The organism is Paenibacillus sp. Y916, from assembly GCF_056786435.1.
This window is the reverse complement of record NZ_JBXCJA010000004.1, coordinates 116,486-135,894: the sequence shown is the minus strand read 5'-3', so window position 1 is coordinate 135,894 and position 19,409 is coordinate 116,486. Positions and strand designations below refer to the sequence as shown.

The window sequence follows — 19,409 nt, the reverse complement described above, 5'->3', positions numbered from 1 at the left end:
CTCATTACATCGAATAAGGTAAATAGTTTTTTATAGAGGGAGTTCGCGAACCTCTTCCATGCAGATCAGCATAGATTATCTTCAATTATTATAACTTGTACAACGTGAACTTAGAACGGCATCATTATAACATGGAAGCAGTAAATAATCACGTTATTAACTTATCCCAATGTTTATCTGACGATCTACTATTTAATGAAAATCCCTCCAAATGGGATGACTTCTCTAAGTACACGCTTGATGAAACCATCATTAGCCCACTCTTTTTCCAATCGATGGTTTTGACGACCAGCCTGGAAAAGAACGGACCCTAGTCCAGTCATCTTCCAGTGATAGCTCATGTGCTGGCTGGCGAGTGTGTTTCCATATACGGTTAACTCAAGCTTAGCATTCTCAGGATAGGCGACCAGACTTCCAGCATCGATATAGACAGGTTCTGTAGGGTGTAGCTCAGTTTGGCACACAGGTCCTTGAGTAAGTAGGCCGAGGGTTCCTGTTCCAGAGAACTTCACTTTTATGACATCACGAGTGACGAGCATATTCTTGATTTGTAACAGCCGTGTCTGCATAGTAATGCCATCACTATAGAAGAACAGATTGCGAAAATCATAAAGGAGATCACTACCATTATGGATTTCCACAGATTTCATTGCAAAGCCAGGAGGTAGCGCTGCCACAAATTGAGAAGGACCGCTCATGTCTGATTGGATCAACTTCCCCTTGCGGTACATACGTTTCACATTCATGAAACGATCGCTGCGCCCGTTAGATGGTCCTCGATAGGAAACGATCTGTTCGGGATGAAGTATATGAATGAGATCTCCTTCTGCAAGAGAAAAGGTGACTGCTTGTCCAATGGGGGCATTACTGGGATTATCTATTCGTATATCCATGGGGTGAACCTCCTATGCAGAAGTTAAATAGACCTATCACTTATTTGAGCGCCTCATCACGAAGCGAGTCGTACGTGTAAGAACGAAATAACCTACAGCTAGAGCTATTGCCCAAATGACGATATTTTTTATTTGAGAGTAGCGATTCTGACGTGCTATCTCTGAATCATTCAATAGTTGAACCGTCTCTGTGAGTTGGCGATTCTGTTCTATCAGTTGTGCTGTTTGTTGTTCATAGGCTTTAATATTTGCTCGGGCATCGTTTAGATCACTATAAGTCTGCTCATAGTTTTTCTTTAGCTCATTCATTTGGGCTGGAAGCCCGGAGAATATTTCTAATCCTTCATAAAAATCTGTGAAGTAATTCGCATATGTCTTTTGTGGTAGAAGAGTGATCGAAATACATAGGACAAGGATAATAACTGTAGTTATACTGAATTTACCAAGGAGAATTCGTAACTTCATATTAATCACCACCTGATGTAATGTATACGAACTATGAACTATAATAGCCAATGTTCGACAATAATCTACTTCATCTACATCTATATTAATATAAGTTAGAAGAAAATACATTATGTTTGATTCGGCATATATATAACCTGAGATGAAGAACGTGGTAAAGGTGAAGGTGGCTTTGATTTATGTTAGAATAAGAAAGACATTTTTCGTAAAATTGAACAACTTTTAAGTAGGCTAAAGTTAAAGGAGGGTGAGCCGGTGAGTGATTACGTGCCGGATCGGGTACAGGAAGAATCGCCCAAACATAAGAATAGTTTTAACTTGAGGATTAATTTGTTTTTCTTCAGCACATTTCTTATATTTTGCGTCATTATTATACGGCTAGCTATATTACAATTTGTGGAAGGACCTACGTTAAAAGGGGAAGAAACAAGTAGAGATGTGAAGAATGTGCCTATCGCCCCGGCACGCGGAAGTATTCGAGATGCCACGGGTATAAAGTTGGCGTATTCTAAACCGGTTCAATCTTTATATATTACTTTACAGAGTAATTATAGTGATAAACCAGATGGGGAGAAACGAGATAATTATCCGGAAATAGAGAAGCTGGCTGAGGGGATTGCAGCAGCATTCGCGGAGTTTAAAGATGCTGATGGTGGGAACTTAACGAAAGAAGACGTTCTAACAGCGATGGATTTGAATAATAAATTGTATTTCGGATTTATTCCTAGACGTATTAAGATGGGACTTAATGATAAAGAGATCGCTTATTTCATGGAACATAAGACGGAATTCCCAGGAATAAGCGTTATTGAGGAGAACGTTCGACAATATGATCTGGACACCGTCGCTGTTCAAACGATTGGCTACATCAAGGATTTCAAAAGATCTAAAACGTTAGACAAATATCAAAATATTAATGAAGAGATGAGAAACGGTACACAGACTGACCCGGGACTCATGTATGGAGAATCCGAGTTCGTTGGGTTTGATGGCTTAGAATTGATGTATCAAGATGAACTTCGAGGTAAGAACGGTTATCTGAAGATACCGGTTGATCCACGTAATATGCCTGAAGGTATCGACGAGATAGTACCTCCGGAAAAAGGACATGATGTATGGTCAACGATTAATAAGGAGATTCAAGTGAAGACTGAGCAAGCGATTATGGACCAATTAGATTGGTTACATAAGAATCCTGTATCTGGGAAACTTCATAAGGATGCGACCACTGGCTTCGCGGTAGCTATGGAAGTGAAGACGGGTAATGTCGTAGCTATGGCAAGTATGCCGGACTATGATACAAATGTGTGGAGTTCGGGTAACATTTCATCAGAAGATTGGTCTGGCAAGGTAGAATATATTTATCAGAATGGAACGATTCGTTCTTTTAATCCTGGTAAAAAAGGAACTCATCCTGAATCTGTTGTCCTTTTGGGCTCCACGATTAAACCTCTTTCTGTGTTAATTGGATTAAATGAAGGTTTCTTCTCAAGAAACTATACGTATTATGATAAAGGTGCAGCCTATTTCGGTAAAGTAGGGCATCAGGCACGAGTTCAAAACTCAGGTGGAACTGTCTATGGTGCTATGGATCCAGCGAGAGCGATAGAGAAATCCTCGAATGCCTTTATGGTCGATATGGTGGGTAAACCTCTCACTAATAAGTATGGAGCGGACGCCATCGATGAATGGGATAGATACATGAAGGAGTTCGGACTTGGCGTTGTGACGGGCAGTGGTCTGCCTGGTGAATACAGAGGGTGGCGTGAGTATGTTGATGTGAAGGCGGCGGGAAGTACCCAGTCTGCTATGGCATATGCATCATTCGGTCAAGGTGGGAAGTATACAACGCTACAGCTTGCCCAATTTACAGCAACACTCGCTAATGAAGGTCAACGCATAAAGCCACAGCTCGTTAGTAAAATAACCGATAGTGATGGAAATATTGTTCAAGAATTCGGTCCGGAAGTATTAAATGTTGTTAATAATGGTGTTAATTTCGATAAATCATATTGGAATGTAGTGAAGAAAGGTATGAATAGTAGCGTGTCCGCTTTCAATAACTTTCCATACGACTTTGCTAGGAAGACAGGTACATCAACGCAGACAGTTGGTCCTAAGTCAGTGGATAACGGCGTATTTATCGCTTATGCGCCACGAGAAAATCCGGTATTAGCTGTCGCTGTGATGATTCCTGAGGGCGGATTTGGATCGAATAGTGCGGCTCCAATCGCACGGAAAATATTTGATGCGTATGATGAGGTTTATGGATTAGATGGAATACCTAAACCAAAGAAAGATATTACAGTTGATGATAATCCACAATAATGAACATCCTATAGCACAAGGTAGATGTTGGGATATTATGACAGGAGTGAGCGCGCCATGAACACAAAGTATAAATTGCTGGCATTGGATATGGACGGTACACTTTTGAATGACGAAGAGAAGATTTCATTAGAAACGATGAAATGGATTAGACAGGCGACTGAACATGGGGTGCATGTATGCCTATCAACTGGGAGGTCCTTCACAAGTGCCCTTCCTTATGCGGAACAATTAGGCCTTGATACCCCGATGGTTACAGTTAACGGGGGTGAGGTCTGGAGTGCTCCACATAAGCTTCATCGACGTTCTTTACTTGACGTTCCAAGGCTCAAGGAGCTACATGAGATCGCCATGGAGATGGATACTTGGTTCTGGGCATACGCAGTTGATACCGTATATAACAAAGAACATTGGATTAAGCAGCCACTAGAAGATAGTGAATGGCTGAAATTCGGTTACTATACGGAGGATAATGATGTTAGACATCGTATTCTTATGAAGCTACAAGACATGGATGGTCTTGAGATAACGAACTCATCCCCTTTCAACCTTGAAATTAATCCTAAAGGAGTCAATAAGGCTACTGGTATTGCTGAAGTATGTAGGTTACTACATATAGATATGTCTGAAGTAATCGCTGTTGGTGATAGTTTGAACGATTTGGCAGCTATTCAGCAATGTGGCTTAGGAGTAGCGATGGGGAATGCGCAGCAACATGTGCAGGATGAAGCAGATGTTGTCGTAGCAAGCAACAATGATGATGGTATCGTGGAAGTAATCAAAAATATTATTTTTGAGGGGCTAAACGGTAAATGACGATACTCGGGTGGAGTTTGATTATTGTTTTGTTTATTGTGGGACTTGCTGGAGCGATATATCCTATTCTACCGGGTGCACTCGCCATTTATTTAGCGTTCTTTGTCTATGGTTGGTTCTTTCATTTTGATTCTTTTGGAGTATGGTTCTGGATCATCCAGACGTTAATTGTGGTCGTATTATTTGTTGCTGATTATGTTGTAGGAGCGTGGGGGACTAAAAAGTTTGGGGGCTCACGTAAATCAGTCATTCTCAGCACCATTGGAGTCATTGTTGGTCCATTCGTGATTCCAGCTTTCGGTCTCATTATTGGCCCGTTTCTAGGGGCATTTATCGGTGAACTTCTGTCCGGTTCAAATGTATCGAAGTCTGCAAAAGTGGGCGTTGGCTCATTAGTAGGGCTATTTAGCAGTATGGTCATGAAGATCATCCTGCAAATTGCCATGGTTATCATCTTCTTCATTTGGATCATCGTGTATTAATGAACGGATGTAATGCTCGCAATTGGAGCTGTCTTGTCGTGAGAAAGTAGGGGAACGAGTTTGGTAAAGAAAGAATCTTTTGTTAAAGGAACACTTATTCTAGCAGCGGCAGCCTTGATCGCACGTGTTCTCGGTTTGGCACAGCGAGTACCACTGGAACATATGCTTGGTGATATTGGTAATGCTTCATTTACGATTTCCAATAGCATTTATTTGATGTTATTGACAGTAGCAACTGCTGGAATCCCGAGTACACTAAGCAAGATGGTATCCGAGCGCTATGCATTGGAGAAACCACATGAGGCACAGAGAATTTATCATGCGGCCTTAATCTTCTCTGCGGTCATGGGGGTTCTCATGACGGTTCTCCTGTACGTGGGTGCACCGTATTACGCTGCCAGCACGCACACACCTGAAGCAACCCTTGCTATTCGTACTTTGGCACCTGCACTCTTGTTGTTTCCTACCATTGCTATGATGCGTGGCTATTTCCAAGGTCGTAACAATATGATGGCTGGTGGTCTCTCGCAAATTGTGGAGCAAATTGCAAGAGTAGGAACGGCACTCATACTGGCATATGTGTTGCTACGAATGGATTACGATGATAGCTTGATTGCTGCCGGGGCATCGTTCGGAGGAGTGTTCGGTAGTATTGGTGCATTTGGGGTTATGTTATATTTCACAATCAAAATACGTAAACAGGATCGCACACTTCATCTTCAAGAGGGTCAAGGTTCGTCGATTCCTCTGATGCGTATTTATAAAGATATATTTACATTATCGATACCTATTGTATTGACCTCGTTAGCTGTTCCGGCTGTGAACTTTATTGATACTTCTATTATTAAAGATTTGCTAATAGGGCAGTCAGGAGATGCTTACGCAACTCAAGCTCTAGCTATTCTCGGAAGTCGGGCACAGCCAGTAGCAGGTATTCCTCCAATTCTAGCTATCGCCCTTAGTACATCACTGATACCAATCATATCAGCTGCATTTGCTCGCAGGGATCAGCCTTATCTCAAACAACAAATTACATTAGCTATGAGAATTGCCATTCTAACAGGAATGCCAATGGTTATCGCACTATGTGTGGCATCATATTCTGTCAATGGTCTGTTGTTTAGTAACTTAGATGGTAGTGGGATTATTATGTTGCTTACATTCGGAACTATATTCCAGATCACGATGATGACTTCTAACTCAATATTACTCGGCGTGAGTAAAGCGAGAGTGTCGATGGTCAACGTTATGATTGGTGTCGTTGTGAAGCTTGCAGCCAGTTATGCTCTAGCTCCATTCTTTGGAATCTATGGTATTATCGCAGCAACGGGACTTTGTTTCTTAGTAATTACGCTTCTCAACCTTAGACTCCTTAAGGTGATCGTGCCTTTCACGATCCTTGGGAAACGCTGGGTTAGCTTCATGATAACGATTATTGTGTCAGCTGGAGCGGGGTATGGACTGAATCAAGCTGGAATCCAACTTGTACATATCATGCCAGATAGATTAGCTTATCTAATCACCTGTTTAGTTGTAGGAGTCGCTGTCGTTATTATTTACTTGGTTCTGCTTATTGTACTTGGGGTACTGCGTCAAGATGAATTAACCAGCTACCCTCGCATGTTACAGAAGGTATTCTCACCACTTATGACTCTGCAACCGAAGCGTATTCGCAATCGTGCGAATAGTTAACACTGAAAGATTTACATTAATTAAAGTTTCTTATGATATCGTGTGCTAATGCTGCCTTTTGCAATGCGGCTCGGTGATCGTGACTCATCTCAATTAGAATAGGTCTCGAAGGTTTGGAGATATAATGGGTAATATTCTTGTCTTTAAGCCAATCGTATCGGGGAATGGGATCATAGGGCATATCGAACCACACGTCATTTAGAACGGGACTGTAAATACGTTGTCCTGACGATAGCCATTCATGATCTAACAGCTGTGAGCTCTCTAAGGGGGAGTTCACAGCTGTCTCTTTATCTGTAGTAAATAAATGTGGCCAATACTCGCTTCTTGAGCCCTGATGAATCATACTGTTTGCATATGAGGTAACTCGATCTAGGACGTCACTGTATCCGAAAAGAAGACCATATAATGATTTGCCAAGATTGATTCGTTCTTCGATATCTTTGAAACTTTCTAATACCAGACCTACGAGTCCTGGAGACGGGCTAGGATCAGCACACTCCTTGCTATTAGAAGGATTAATCTCGGCTAGAGGGAAGAGAATTTGATTCACATGGGCTAGATGATTGATCTTATATGCTGAACTCTGGAAGATCCTTTTCTGGAAAAAGGGTTGTTGAATGACTCGATCCTCAATATAATGTTGCTCATTAATAATTAAACCTACAGCGAGCAACGCACCGTTCCGATCAAGCCAGAAATGATTCCAAAAGGAATCCATGAACGTAGATACATGGAAATGTGGTAGTAGATGGAAGAAGCTGCAACCATGTTGCCTACTGTGCAGGTAGAGTTGAAGTTGAGGATAGGCATCTTGAAAAATAAGAGCATTGCAGCGTTCTAACATTCGGTAGATGTCATCTCTGAGAGATGAATCTGTCAGATCGGCCATTAAGCCACCTTTCAGGTCGCTCATGTTCCAACCTGCATTGCGAGATACCATGTGGGCTAATAAGGCCCAATGTAGTTCAGGATAGGCCTCATAGCAATGAAGATAGGCTTGAGTACGTGTGATGTTACTTTGGTTGGCGGTAGTTGTAGCGATTTGTATTTCATGTATGATGTGATGTTCTAAATCCGTTAAGGATCGATGAAGTTCTTTGTCCAAGTGAATATGATTATCTCGGTAGCGATTCAAGTCGTCTAGTGCTCTGTCTACTTGATCTCTTATTATTTGTGCAGTTGCCTCGTTCCATCCTAAGGTCCTACGATGTTTGTGAAATGGGCGTGATAATTTCCAACAGGCATATCTACCCTTTAACATCTCAGTAGCTTGCTGTGGAAGAGTTCTTACAAGGCTCAACGTATTGATGAATGAGTGGGTATTCGAATGCTTGTTCGACATAATTGAACATCCTTTCTAAGGATCTGTCTTTATGGTCAGTATGGCTCAAAAGTTTGACTTCCACTCCCCATTTTGGTTCACTTATATAAAAAGAAGAGTAGAAAGGGTTGAATTGGATGGAAAAGGTAAATTCAAAAGAACGATTTGACGCATCTATACAATCTCCAAATTTAACGGTTGCCATATTCAAAGCAGATTGGTGCTCTGATTGTAAGTATATTGAGCCGTTTATTGGTGAGGTTGAGGAGAAGTTCTCACAACAATTAACGCTCATAGAAGTCGATATAGATCAAGTTGGAACGGTGAGCGAGGAACAGAATATTATGGGTATACCAAGTTTTGTTGCGTACGCAGACGGAAGGGAACTCGTTCGCTTTGTAAATAAACTTCGCAAATCACGTGAAGAAATTGAACAGTTTCTGCAAACAGCCATAAACGTGTATAACACGATATAGTAAGCAAAAGATTTACATCACTTCTATAAAAGATAGGGGTGGTGTTTTTCTATTTATGAATGGGATTTCCGCAAAGGAACTATGGTAGGATACAATTATAGGTTATAATAAAAAAGCAAAAATAATTAGATCAGCAGGTGAACATATTGAATACGAAACAATTAAAATGGCTTAGTTATGTAACATTTTTCGTAATGTTTTTTGCGACCTTCGGTGGTACGGTTGTATCGAGAACAGGATCAGGGTTGGGATGCGGCCAAGAATTTCCGCTATGCCACGGTAAGTTTGTCCCGGCACATACGGTTGAATCATTCATTGAGTATTCACACCGATTGGTGAGTGGACTAGCTGGTTTATTAGCTTTGGCGGTCGTTATTGCTTTTTGGTTATATAACAGACGTCGTGATTTAAGGGCGTATGCTGTGATGACACTAATATTCGTATTGGTTCAAGCTGTTATGGGGGCTCTTACAGTCATTTATGATCAATCCTCTGCCGTAAAAGCGTTACACTTTGGCTTCTCATTAATCGCCTTTGCAAGTGCGCTAATGCTCGCGCTAGGTATACGTAGAGTACATAAATCGAAGGGTGACCTAGATTTTGTTAGAATGCAGCGGGTAAGTTCAACTTTCAAAAATATGACCTGGATTACGACCGGATATTGTTACGTTGTTGTATATATTGGTGCTTATGTCAGTCATTCTGATTCGTCTGGGGGATGCTCAGGCTGGCCACTCTGTAATGGAGAATGGATACCGGAACTGTCGGGTGGGGTTGGGATCGCCTTTATTCATCGACTAGCTGCGTTACTTTTATTTATTATGGTCGCGACGCTGGCACATTTGGCATATCACGGGAATCGCGGGAATCGAGAATTACAGATGTTGGGTATTTCGGCTGTCATTCTATGTCTTATGCAAGTATTAAGTGGTGCAGGGCTTATCTACACTTTGGGCAATGCTGAGCTCTATATATTTGCAGCTTTACTTCATAATCTGCTCGTGTCCTCTTTATTTGGTGTACTGTGTTATCTTAGTGTTAGAGTCTGGCAATTAAGAAAGTAGAGACGAACTGTGATTCGTAAATCTTCAATCCGATGGACAGACTATACCGTATATAGGGGGTATTACTATGCTGAGAGAATTACTTGGAGACACGTCAATGGAAGAAAGTAATCCCTTATTGGAGAATGCTTATGTTGCGATGAAGAAGGCGACTCACTTGCTACAGCAAGAAATGAATCGTTATAAGGACCCAACCCATAACCTACGTAAAATAGAGGTGTGGACTCGTGGTCTTATATCATCCTTGACTGAGTTGGAACAAAGCTACTCTGTATCATTCTATTTCAGGAAATCTGTAACAGCTGGATATATGGATGATATGACCTCAGATGAGCAACTCGCGTACTCTCGGTATGTTTATTTCTATAAGAACGGGTTTATCCGTGTATTTGCTCTTCTAGATAAACTAGGTACCGTGTTAAATGAAATTTATGATTTACGAACAGCAAAGGTTAAGTCTCAGTATTCTTTCTTTACGGTGTTACGACAATTTCCACGTAATAAGAAGCATAGTTCACTAGGGGTGATGCTGACTTCTATCAAGGAAGAATACCGTGAGCCGCTTAGAATTCTTAGAAAACGAAGAAATTCAGAAATTCATTATATGAATATGGAAATGCAAGATGATCTATGGCAACGACATCATGGACTTCATGATAAGCTTACACTAGAAGATCTGGACATGCATTTGCTAGAACTAAAGCAAGGTCTAGATATGATCTGTAGAACGCTTTCCACTGTTTATCTTTATACAAACAAACAATGGATAGATAAATCCATCAGGACTTGATTGTTTATTTGACATTATGGAATAAAAATAATTTTGACAAACTTTCAGAAAGATCATATAATAACAACAATTAATTTCATACGTTTTTTCTTATCAAGAGTGGCGGAGGGATAGGCCCGATGAAGCCCGGCAACCGGTTTGTATGAACAGGGATAAATGTCCCTCAATATCTGCAAATGTCATGGTGCTAAATCCTTCAGAACCGTGTTATATCGGCGCTGACAGATGAGAAGGCATCGTCTTTACATAAAGAGCGCCCTTTTTCATTCTGAAAAATGGGCTTTTTATATTGTTTGATATTTATACTATTGTCACATCGAACGTGAGAGGAGGGCTTGAGCTTGATTGAATTAAAGCAATTAACAAAGGAGTACGGCAAAGGTAATCGTGTAACGACGGCATTAGCTGGACTTGATCTTTCGGTTGAAAAGGGAGAAATATTTGGGGTTATCGGTCATTCCGGTGCGGGAAAAAGTACGCTTATACGATGTATTAACTTGCTTGAACGACCAACATCAGGTGAAGTATGGGTGAATGGCGTTAATCTGACCTCTTTGAGAACGAAGCAATTGCAGGCTGAGCGTCGTAAGATAGGTATGATTTATCAACATTTCAATCTGCTCTCTTCGGCGACCGTCTATGACAATATTGCATTTCCATTGCGCCTTGTTCACACATCTAACAGTAATATTGAGACGAAAGTGAATGAATTACTTACTCTTGTTGGTCTAGAAGATCATCGTGATAAATATCCGGCACAGCTATCTGGTGGGCAGAAGCAGCGTGTAGGTATAGCACGTGCATTGGCAAGTGATCCAGAAGTGTTGTTATGTGATGAGGCAACATCCGCATTGGACCCGCAAACAACGAACTCTATTTTGAAACTATTGCTGGATATAAATAAGAGATTCAACTTAACGATCGTACTTATTACGCATGAAATGCATGTCATTCAGAGTATTTGTGATCGCGTAGCTGTTATTCATCAAGGCGGTATTGTAGAGCAGGGCACAGTGTCAGATGTATTTCTTAACCCACAACATCACATCACACGTGACTTTACACGGGGAGATTTGGATCATAGCGACTTACTTAAACAAGCAGTAAATATGAGTTCTATATACCCTCTAGTTTCTCAAGTTGCTAAGATTACTTTTCTAGGTGGGAAAACCTACGAATCTATTCTTTCAAGAACAGTGAGAGAGACAGGAGTAGATTTTGCCATCCTACAAGGGACGATATCTACTCTGAAAGATACCCCTTATGGTCAACTTATTGTTCGACTTGAAGGTGAGTCGGCTGATATTTCTAAAACAATGGATAAGCTAGTAAGTCAAGGGCTTGACGTGGAGGTGATAGGCTGATGTGGGGATTAGATTTCTCTAAAGTAGAATGGAATGAGATTGGAATAGCTATAATTGATACACTTAAAATGTTAGGAGCGTCCGCTGTATTTACATTTATTATTGGACTTCCATTAGGTATTATTCTCTATCTTGCGGGACGATCTTCTGATCGTAAAGTCTATTTCTTATATTCAATCCTTTCGGTCATTGTGAATATATTACGCTCGGTACCTTTTATCATTCTAATCGTTGCTATGATTCCCATTACAAGACAGATTGTTGGGGTGTCGATGGGGGTATTAGGGACGATCCCTCCACTGGTTGTTGGAGCGGCTCCATTCTTTGCGAGACTCGTTGAGACGTCTCTTGGTGAAGTGGATCGTGGTGTGATTGAGGCTGCAGAGGGAATGGGTGCTTCGATAGGGCAGATTATTATGCGTGTACTGTTACCGGAAGCTAGACCAGGTCTATTGGCAGCGATGACGATTACAATCGTTACTCTCGTCTCCTACACGGCGATGTCGGGTATGGTGGGTGGAGGGGGTCTTGGAGATCTGGCCATTCGATATGGCTATTACCGTTATGAAATGGAAGTTATGATTATATCTGTGTTGTTAATGGTTATACTTGTTCAGTGTCTACAAATGGCAGGCGATCGTCTTGTGCGTCATTTTACACGAAAGTAAGGATTTCATTCATATGGCATCAACCGAATATCTATTCGGACGCATATATATCACATTATTCATATCAAAGAAAAGGGGAATTACAAATGAAAAAATGGTCACTTGCTTTTCTTAGTTTGTCACTAGTTGTTGTATTGGCTGCTTGTGGTAACAAATCATCAGATACATTGAAAGTTGGGGCAAGCTCTGTACCTCATGCCGAAATTCTAAAGCATATTCAAACAGAATTAGAAAAAGATGGCGTAAAGTTAGAGATCATCGAATTCACAGATTATGTTCAACCTAATACTCAATTGTTCGAGAAGCAATTGGATGCGAACTTCTTCCAACACCAACCGTATCTTGATAGTGAGAATGGGAAACGCTCAATGGATCTAGTATCCATCGTAGCTGTACACATTGAGCCTCTAGGTGGATATTCTAGTACAATTAAATCAATCAATGATCTGCCAGACGGTGCTAAGGTTGCAATTCCGAATGATGCTACCAATGGAGGGCGCGCTCTTAGTTTGTTAGCTAATAACGGTCTAATCACGCTAAGTGATCCGGATAAAGTGGAAGCGAAGATAAGTGATATTACAGAGAACCCGAAGAATCTTAAAATTACTGAACATGATGCTGCTATTCTACCACGTCAATTGGAAGAAGTGGATCTTGCAATCATTAATACGAACTTCGTACTAGATGCTGGATTAGATCCTGTGAATGATGCATTGATCATCGAAGGTAAAGATAATCCATATGCGAACATATTGGTTGCTCGTCCAGATAATAAAGATTCTGAAGCTATCCAGAAGTTAGCGAAACTACTGACTTCCGACGATGTGAAGAAATTTATTGAGGATGAGTATAAAGGGGCCGTGCTTCCAGCATTCTAATTGATACTTTTATGTGCTAAAAACCAGACCTTTTGAACTCAAATTTATAGTGATTTTCTTATAATCCCACAGAACGATTTTTAGTTCTGTGGGATTATATTTGTAGAGGGCTATTAAATCTTCTATAATTAATGGATGACCACTCTTTGAGGAGGGAAAGCTTTGAATGGAAGAGTAGCCCTGATTACCGGAAGTGCGAAGGGACTAGGTAAGAGAACAGCACTAACCTTGGCGGACCAAGGCTGCAATATCGTCCTTAATTATGTTCATAGTGCGAATGAAGCAGAGGAACTACGTAGCATTATTGAGCGCAAAGGTGTACAATGTATCGCTATTGGGGCTGACATTGCTGAGCCCCAACAGATCGAGAGATTGGTAGATCAAGTGAACACGCAATTCGGTGGTGCAGATATAATCGTGAATAATGCGGGTCCTTTTATAAGAGAAAGGCGTTCATTTCTAGAGTATACCCAAGCGGAGATTATAGCTCTTATTCATGGAAATTTACTTGGTGCGATGTTGCTTGATCATATGGTTATTCCTGCTATGCGGAAGAAGAAATGGGGAAGAATTATCCACTTTGGCTTCGGACATGCAGGTGAAGCGAGAGCATGGCCTCATCGGGCAGTGTATGCAGCAGCGAAGACAGGGTTGGTTTCGTTCACCAAGACATTAGCTGTAGAAGAGGCTCCTTATGGAATTACGGTTAATATGGTGTGTCCTGGAGATATTAGAGGAATGAATAAAGAGAAATCAATTGCAGAAGTTGAAGACATAGTGGATCTAGAGACTCCTAATGGAAGACCTGGTAGTGGTGAGGATATTGCCCGAGTTATTCAATATTTGTGTCAGGAAGATTCCGACTTCATAACGGGTAATATTATGGATATTACGGGTGGGCTTGATCCCATTAGACCATGGGTATAAATTGCATAAAAAAAAGTCTTGGTCTCTTCTATAAATGAAGACCAAGACTTTCTCTAAATATGATGAAGATTTCTTACTTTAGAAATTTGGTTTAGAATACTTGGATTACATCCTGAATGTCATCAACCTCTTCAAGGAGAGCACGTTCTATACCAGCTTTCAAAGTAATAGTGGAGCTCGGACAACTGCCGCATGCCCCCACCAATCTTAGTTTTACGATACCATCTTCTACGTCGACCAATTCTACGTCACCGCCATCACGTTGAAGAAACGGACGAAGTTTATCTAATACATCCAATACTTCATCATACATGGTGCTTTGTGCGTTTTCACTCATAGTGTTCAACTCCTTCCTATATACTCATTATAGTACAAATGCAGACAAAAACAAAACAGAAAGTAAAGCAGGTGGAACCAATTGAGACCGATTATTGAATTTTGTACGAATAATTTACATTTTGGTACGGATAAAATCATGGCAGAGCTAGAGCTTAACCTTGATTATGACGTTGTTGAATATGGATGTCTAACGAATTGCGGCCAATGTTATATGATGCCATATGCTATGGTAGATGGTGAAATTGTGTCAGCGGAGACTGCGGAAGAACTCCGTACTGCTATTATGGCAAAAATTAAAGAAGCTGAAGCATGGGAAGAGCTGGATCTGGATCTAGATTAACCAAAGTGCCGTTTAGACATCCAAAGAACGCCACTCTTTAATATACGGGGAACACGCCCCATAACAGAGGATTTACCCATGAGTCCGAAACCAGCCTTTTTACCGAGAGCGCCGAGAGTGCCCTTTAAGCGAATGGGTTGTAATTTAGGAGTTTCTCCACGCCATAACGAATGAATAACCTCGGCGACTTGCTCGGCTTGAGCACCAGCGGCCTGTGCGCTTGGTGCGAATGGCAGGCTTGCACAGTCTCCAATAACATAAACTTCAGGGTGTTGAGCGATTTGGGAATAACTATTTAGAATAATACGCCCACCGCGGTCTTTGACCACTTGAAGATCTTGTACGATTTGGACAGGTTGAATACCCGCAGTCCATATCGTTACATCACTATGAATGATTTCAGAACCATTATAGATGACACCATCTTCCACTCGCTCGACTGAAATAAGGGAACGAATATCTACGTGGTGGACTTTGAACCAGTGTTCTACATAAATAGACAACTTAGAGGGGAAAGTAGAGAGAATACGACTTGGGCGGTCAAGAATAGAAATATTCAGATCGGGTCTACTTTCTCTTAATTCGGCTGCTAACTCAACTCCGCTAAGACCGCCTCCCACAATGTTCACACGACCGTAAGGTGAGAGATCATTAAGTTGTCGATAAGTTTTACGGGTATTGGAGAACGATTGGATACTATTTGTATATTGCTCGGCACCTTCAATTCCGTGGTAACTATCTGTGCTACCAAGAGCTATGACAAGATATTCATATGAAATGTCCTCGGCGTGTGCTATATGGATAGTTTTGTTGTCTAAATCAATGGAAGTAACTTCGCCATATTGGATTCTGAGTTGCGGATGCTTGGGAAAAGGGACCCGAAGATCAATATCTGCAGCGGTACCTGCAGCCAAGGCATAATATTCTGTTTTAAGTCCTTGAAAGGGCATTCGATCTATTAATATGACTTCAACATCATCAGGTAGGTGGTGATTGATAAGACCTTGTATAATTGCTTGACCACCATATCCACCACCAAGAATAACTAGTTTCCTCATGAATGCCTCGTCCCCTTTATCTACTCAGATTATGGGTGAATAATTATTCGTACACTTGGATTTCGTTATAGAAAGTATCGCGTTCAACGGGAATTCGTCCAGCACCTTTAATAAGCCAGATTAATTCTTTGCGTGTCAATCCTTCTGGGGTTAAAGCACCAGCTGCATGACTAATACGTTCATTTATGATTGTACCGTGAACGTCAGAAGCGCCAAAGCTTAAGGCCATTTGAGTCAATTGGGCCCCTATATTAATGAAGTATGCTTTGATATGGTCAATGTTATCCAACATTAATCGGCTAATGGCAATGGTCTTGAGATCCTCATAGGCAGAATTACGTCGCATAATACCAGCGTTTCTATTCTTGGGTTGCATGGACAGTGGAATGAATACCATAAATCCGTTCGTTTCATCCTGAAGTTCACGTATTTGAACCATATGTTTAATGCGATCTTCATGACTTTCAATAGAGCCATATAACATCGTCGTGTGTGTCTTCATTCCCAATCGATGAGCTGAACGATGGACGTCTAAATACTGCTCAACATTGGCTTTATCGACCTTCATCTTTTGACGATATTGATCGGATAGAATTTCAGCTCCGCCACCTGTTAGAGACTTCAGACCCGCTTGCTGAAGCTTCTGAAGTACCTCAGTAGTACTAAGACCGCTTATACGTGTAAAGAACTCGATCTCGGCTGCGGTATATGCCTTTAAGGTGACGTCAGGATAATGATCAGTTAAGGTTTGTAAAGAGTCCACATAGTATTGGAAAGGGACATGGGTATTATGACCTCCAACAATATGAAACTCGCGGATACCAGGATGAATATGCTGATTCACGTGTTGAACCATTTCTTCGCCTGAGAGGGTATAAGATCCTTCTTCTCCTTGATCTTTACGGAAGTTACAGAAGGCACAATAGGACTCACATACATTAGTAAAGTAAAGACTCATATTCTCAATAAAATACACCTTTTTACCATTCTTACGAAGATTGACTTGGTTCGCAAGTTGTCCAAGGGTCAATATATCATCTGTTTGATAGAGATAAATACCATCTTCAATCGTTAAACGTTGTCCTAATTGTACCTTTTCTATAATGGCAGCCATGTGTTGATCTGTATTAGGTGTAGTAAGTGTAGACACAATAATTCCCCCTGTTCAATCGAATTCATACTATCTTATTATAGACCTACCTTTAAGTAGTCGCAATATGAATAGAAATGAATAGGTAGACGGAGAAGAACTATTTAGTCTGTACTCACTTGAGGGTAAATGCGTTGTGAAGTATAATTGATGTATGACTCAAAAGGAGGCTGAAATAATGATTAATATAAGTGATCTAGCTACAGATAGACTGAAAGTGATGTTATCAGAACAAGAAACACCGAATATGTTCCTAAGACTTGGCGTGCAAGCTGGTGGTTGCAGTGGTTTCTCATATGCAATGGGATTTGATGATGACGAGGCTGAGAATGACATATATATGAATGTTAATGATATGAAGATCGTCGTTGACAAGGAAAGCTTGATCTATCTTGATGGACTCGAAATCGACTTCGAGGAATCCGGCATGACAGGTGGTTTCACCATCAATAACCCGAATGCATCCGCTACGTGTGGGTGTGGCTCAAGCTTCCGTACGGCGTTGGATGCAGGGAAACCTGCTCCTGAGGGCGAGTGTTAGTAAGGGGATAGAGCGTTTTGAGGAGATATTTAAAATAGTTCTTTAATTGTTTACTGTGGATTAAGGATTGCAGGAGAGAAATTACAATCCGCGATCTTCATATTGTGTAGTAACAACCCTAGAATTGCTGTTTATGGGTTGCGGATAACTACCTCCAAGCTTGTGTTGATTGCTATAACATAAACTTAGGAGGTATTTTTTATGCTAAAAAAGAAAGAACGTAGAGTTCCAATGGGTAACCGATTGATCGATGTTGAAGATTCTCGGTATTTTTATGAGTGTGAATTCGACATACACACAAATTCTCGACAAATATTTACAAATATGATAACCTAATAAGTAGGTAATTATAACCATATAATCATTGGGGGAATAATATTGTCTAAGTTAATCAAAATGTTGGGCGTGTCTTTAGTACTAGCACTATCTCTTTCTGCGTGTTCTGAGCAAGTTGTTACAAAGGAAAATGCAAGTCCAGAAGTACAAAAGAAAGTAGAAGAAATTGCAGGAACAACCTCATCTAACGCAACTGAACCAGTTGTAGCAGATAAAGAATCAGTTGTAGTTGAAGAACCAGTTGTCAATGCCAAAGTGGGTGATACACTGAATGTTAATGGTATCAAAATCACCGTTGTAGATATAACAAAGTATGATGGTAAAATCAATCAATTCCAACCACTTACAGAAGACCATGCTGTTAAGATAAATGTTATTATCGAGAATACAACAGCAGAAAACATTTTAGTTTCAAGTTATAATTTCAAAATGTATGATGTAGATGGATTTGAATTAGCACAGGCTTTAGGAGATGAGATGAATCTTACTGCCGATGTACCTAGTGGGAAGAAAGCTAAAGGTGTAGTGTTGTTCGATGTTCCTGCACAAGAAGGTGTCTGGGAGCTTCATTATGAAGAAATGTTCTCGCTCAGTGGCGACTCTGCAATATGGGAACTTGAAGCAAAATAAGACTCAAAAAAGTAGATCAAATATCCCCAAAGGATGATGGTCTACTTTTCTATTTAGATATCACTTTTGATAAATTCCAACCGTCTTTAAAGCGGTAAATCGTGTAGCGAGTCGGGAGATGTAACAACATCTTCTGACTCGTTTTCTTTATTTAGTTTAATATTACTATAATATGAGCGTAATGCTCAAGAAGATACGAACTGTATCTCATCTAATTTTTGCTGAAGGAAGCTGGATCCGCCAATATAGAATCAATCTACTTATTCTTTCAATATGCTGTGCTACTGATACTCTTCACTCTAGTGAGGTACATAGAAGATGCAGTACAAATGGAAAATAGGTATTACTTAAGGCGAAACTGTACCTTCAAAGTCAAACTTATCTAATGATGACGAGGTCAATGATTCTGATCGAACATGTTAAGGGTATCAAATTACAAAACCATCAACTTCACTTCGCTAAAATCATTTACCATAAACATCATTCAAGTGGCTTTTAGCTGGTTGCTGCATAGGTAACGGTCTTATCATGTGTTCAAGAGAAATGTGTGATTAACCATCAATACGATCATAGTTGCGGCTGCAATGGAAAAGGCGATACAGCCCATTCCTAAAATATTTCGTTTGTTTTTAATAAATTTAAACCCAATGGCAAAGATCATTAAAGTGACTAGTGCCAGAACTGCTGACATCCCAACAATTGCGATCCAATATAAAATTTCGAAAAACTGTGCCACAGTTTCATCTTCCTTCCCGTATCTTCATATCCATTTACACTTGATTATATCCGATTTAATAGTGTAAGCCAATCATCCAAGAATTATTGGCAACGTGGGAGTATGTTACTAT

General features: G+C 40.5%; 21 protein-coding genes and 2 riboswitches. Of the genes, 14 read left to right on the top strand and 7 right to left on the bottom strand.

The annotated features are described in order from the left end of the window. Positions 1 to 16: 16 nt before the first annotated feature. A riboswitch (PreQ1 riboswitch) is annotated at positions 17 to 60 on the bottom strand. Positions 61 to 188: 128 nt separating this feature from the next. Both AC1TO9_RS11335 and AC1TO9_RS11330 read right to left on the bottom strand, forming a co-directional pair. Then, complete coding sequence (locus AC1TO9_RS11335; RefSeq protein ID WP_482055530.1) at positions 189 to 893, bottom strand: AIM24 family protein; 705 nt, start codon at positions 891 to 893, stop codon at positions 189 to 191. Positions 894 to 929: 36 nt separating this feature from the next. Further along, a complete protein-coding gene (locus tag AC1TO9_RS11330) occupies positions 930 to 1,358 on the bottom strand; it encodes a hypothetical protein (RefSeq protein ID WP_482059209.1) in 429 nt (142 codons plus the stop codon). 255 nt (positions 1,359 to 1,613) lie between these two features. On the opposite strand from AC1TO9_RS11330, the gene AC1TO9_RS11325 reads away from it, so the two are divergent. From AC1TO9_RS11325 to AC1TO9_RS11310, 4 genes are read left to right on the top strand one after another with little or no spacing between them, the layout of a single operon-like run. Then, a complete protein-coding gene (locus AC1TO9_RS11325) occupies positions 1,614 to 3,686 on the top strand; it encodes a peptidoglycan D,D-transpeptidase FtsI family protein (protein ID WP_482055532.1) in 2,073 nt (690 codons plus the stop codon). A gap of 57 nt (positions 3,687 to 3,743) precedes the next feature. Beyond that, positions 3,744 to 4,502: a Cof-type HAD-IIB family hydrolase gene (locus AC1TO9_RS11320; RefSeq protein WP_482055533.1), complete on the top strand. Its 759-nt coding sequence runs from the start codon at positions 3,744 to 3,746 to the stop codon at positions 4,500 to 4,502. Beyond that, complete coding sequence (locus tag AC1TO9_RS11315; protein WP_482055534.1) at positions 4,499 to 4,984, top strand: DUF456 domain-containing protein; 486 nt, start codon at positions 4,499 to 4,501, stop codon at positions 4,982 to 4,984. Before AC1TO9_RS11320 ends, AC1TO9_RS11315 begins: the two co-directional genes overlap by 4 nt. 60 nt (positions 4,985 to 5,044) lie before the next feature. Then, on the top strand, positions 5,045 to 6,676 hold the full coding sequence (locus AC1TO9_RS11310) for a putative polysaccharide biosynthesis protein (RefSeq protein ID WP_482055535.1): 1,632 nt from the start codon (positions 5,045 to 5,047) through the stop codon (positions 6,674 to 6,676). Positions 6,677 to 6,692: 16 nt separating this feature from the next. Here AC1TO9_RS11310 and AC1TO9_RS11305 read toward each other — a convergent pair whose 3' ends face one another. Further along, positions 6,693 to 8,021 carry a DUF2515 family protein gene (locus AC1TO9_RS11305; protein WP_482055536.1) on the bottom strand — a complete coding sequence of 443 codons (1,329 nt, stop codon included), beginning with the start codon at positions 8,019 to 8,021 and terminating at the stop codon, positions 6,693 to 6,695. 116 nt (positions 8,022 to 8,137) lie between these two features. Between AC1TO9_RS11305 and AC1TO9_RS11300 the strand changes: the two genes are divergently transcribed. From AC1TO9_RS11300 to AC1TO9_RS11270, 7 genes are all read left to right on the top strand, one after another. Then, positions 8,138 to 8,476, top strand: coding sequence for a thioredoxin family protein (locus tag AC1TO9_RS11300; protein WP_482059208.1), 339 nt, complete (start codon positions 8,138 to 8,140; stop codon positions 8,474 to 8,476). 146 nt (positions 8,477 to 8,622) lie between these two features. Then, positions 8,623 to 9,540, top strand: coding sequence for a COX15/CtaA family protein (locus AC1TO9_RS11295; RefSeq protein ID WP_482059207.1), 918 nt, complete (start codon positions 8,623 to 8,625; stop codon positions 9,538 to 9,540). Positions 9,541 to 9,607: 67 nt separating this feature from the next. Further along, the gene (locus AC1TO9_RS11290; protein WP_482055539.1) at positions 9,608 to 10,330 is read left to right on the top strand and encodes a Cthe_2314 family HEPN domain-containing protein; all 723 of its coding nucleotides are present in this window, start codon (positions 9,608 to 9,610) and stop codon (positions 10,328 to 10,330) included. Between the two features lie 87 nt (positions 10,331 to 10,417). Further along, positions 10,418 to 10,562, top strand: a riboswitch (SAM riboswitch). 109 nt (positions 10,563 to 10,671) lie between these two features. Beyond that, the gene (locus AC1TO9_RS11285) at positions 10,672 to 11,694 is read left to right on the top strand and encodes a methionine ABC transporter ATP-binding protein (protein ID WP_482055540.1); all 1,023 of its coding nucleotides are present in this window, start codon (positions 10,672 to 10,674) and stop codon (positions 11,692 to 11,694) included. Next, positions 11,694 to 12,362: a methionine ABC transporter permease gene (locus tag AC1TO9_RS11280; RefSeq protein WP_482059206.1), complete on the top strand. Its 669-nt coding sequence runs from the start codon at positions 11,694 to 11,696 to the stop codon at positions 12,360 to 12,362. The genes AC1TO9_RS11285 and AC1TO9_RS11280 overlap by 1 nt, the downstream gene beginning before the upstream one ends. 86 nt (positions 12,363 to 12,448) lie before the next feature. Then, the gene (locus tag AC1TO9_RS11275) at positions 12,449 to 13,240 is read left to right on the top strand and encodes a MetQ/NlpA family ABC transporter substrate-binding protein (protein ID WP_482059205.1); all 792 of its coding nucleotides are present in this window, start codon (positions 12,449 to 12,451) and stop codon (positions 13,238 to 13,240) included. 162 nt (positions 13,241 to 13,402) lie between these two features. Further along, a complete protein-coding gene (locus tag AC1TO9_RS11270; protein WP_482059204.1) occupies positions 13,403 to 14,167 on the top strand; it encodes an SDR family oxidoreductase in 765 nt (254 codons plus the stop codon). A 91-nt stretch (positions 14,168 to 14,258) separates the two neighbouring features. On the opposite strand, the gene AC1TO9_RS11265 is transcribed toward AC1TO9_RS11270, so the two are convergent. After that, positions 14,259 to 14,504: a NifU family protein gene (locus tag AC1TO9_RS11265; protein WP_438347211.1), complete on the bottom strand. Its 246-nt coding sequence runs from the start codon at positions 14,502 to 14,504 to the stop codon at positions 14,259 to 14,261. An 81-nt stretch (positions 14,505 to 14,585) separates the two neighbouring features. On the opposite strand from AC1TO9_RS11265, the gene AC1TO9_RS11260 reads away from it, so the two are divergent. Continuing rightward, positions 14,586 to 14,846 carry a YuzB family protein gene (locus tag AC1TO9_RS11260; RefSeq protein WP_482059203.1) on the top strand — a complete coding sequence of 87 codons (261 nt, stop codon included), beginning with the start codon at positions 14,586 to 14,588 and terminating at the stop codon, positions 14,844 to 14,846. Here AC1TO9_RS11260 and AC1TO9_RS11255 read toward each other — a convergent pair. Both AC1TO9_RS11255 and mqnE read right to left on the bottom strand, forming a co-directional pair. Beyond that, positions 14,843 to 15,904 carry an NAD(P)/FAD-dependent oxidoreductase gene (locus tag AC1TO9_RS11255; protein WP_482055545.1) on the bottom strand — a complete coding sequence of 354 codons (1,062 nt, stop codon included), beginning with the start codon at positions 15,902 to 15,904 and terminating at the stop codon, positions 14,843 to 14,845. The two genes, AC1TO9_RS11260 and AC1TO9_RS11255, sit on opposite strands and share 4 nt — an antisense overlap. A gap of 43 nt (positions 15,905 to 15,947) precedes the next feature. After that, positions 15,948 to 17,054: an aminofutalosine synthase MqnE gene (mqnE, locus tag AC1TO9_RS11250; RefSeq protein ID WP_482059202.1), complete on the bottom strand. Its 1,107-nt coding sequence runs from the start codon at positions 17,052 to 17,054 to the stop codon at positions 15,948 to 15,950. Positions 17,055 to 17,232: 178 nt separating this feature from the next. Here mqnE and AC1TO9_RS11245 point away from each other — a divergent pair, with 178 nt between their 5' ends. Together AC1TO9_RS11245 and AC1TO9_RS11240 are read left to right on the top strand one after the other, a co-directional pair. Further along, positions 17,233 to 17,595 (top strand): HesB/IscA family protein, encoded by a 363-nt coding sequence (locus AC1TO9_RS11245; RefSeq protein WP_482055546.1) that lies wholly within the window; start codon positions 17,233 to 17,235, stop codon positions 17,593 to 17,595. A 378-nt stretch (positions 17,596 to 17,973) separates the two neighbouring features. Beyond that, entirely contained in the window at positions 17,974 to 18,561 is a 588-nt protein-coding gene (locus AC1TO9_RS11240) for a DUF4352 domain-containing protein (protein ID WP_482059201.1), read from the top strand. A 526-nt stretch (positions 18,562 to 19,087) separates the two neighbouring features. Here AC1TO9_RS11240 and AC1TO9_RS11235 read toward each other — a convergent pair. After that, entirely contained in the window at positions 19,088 to 19,297 is a 210-nt protein-coding gene (locus AC1TO9_RS11235) for a hypothetical protein (protein WP_482059200.1), read from the bottom strand. Between the last annotated feature and the right edge of the window lie 112 nt (positions 19,298 to 19,409).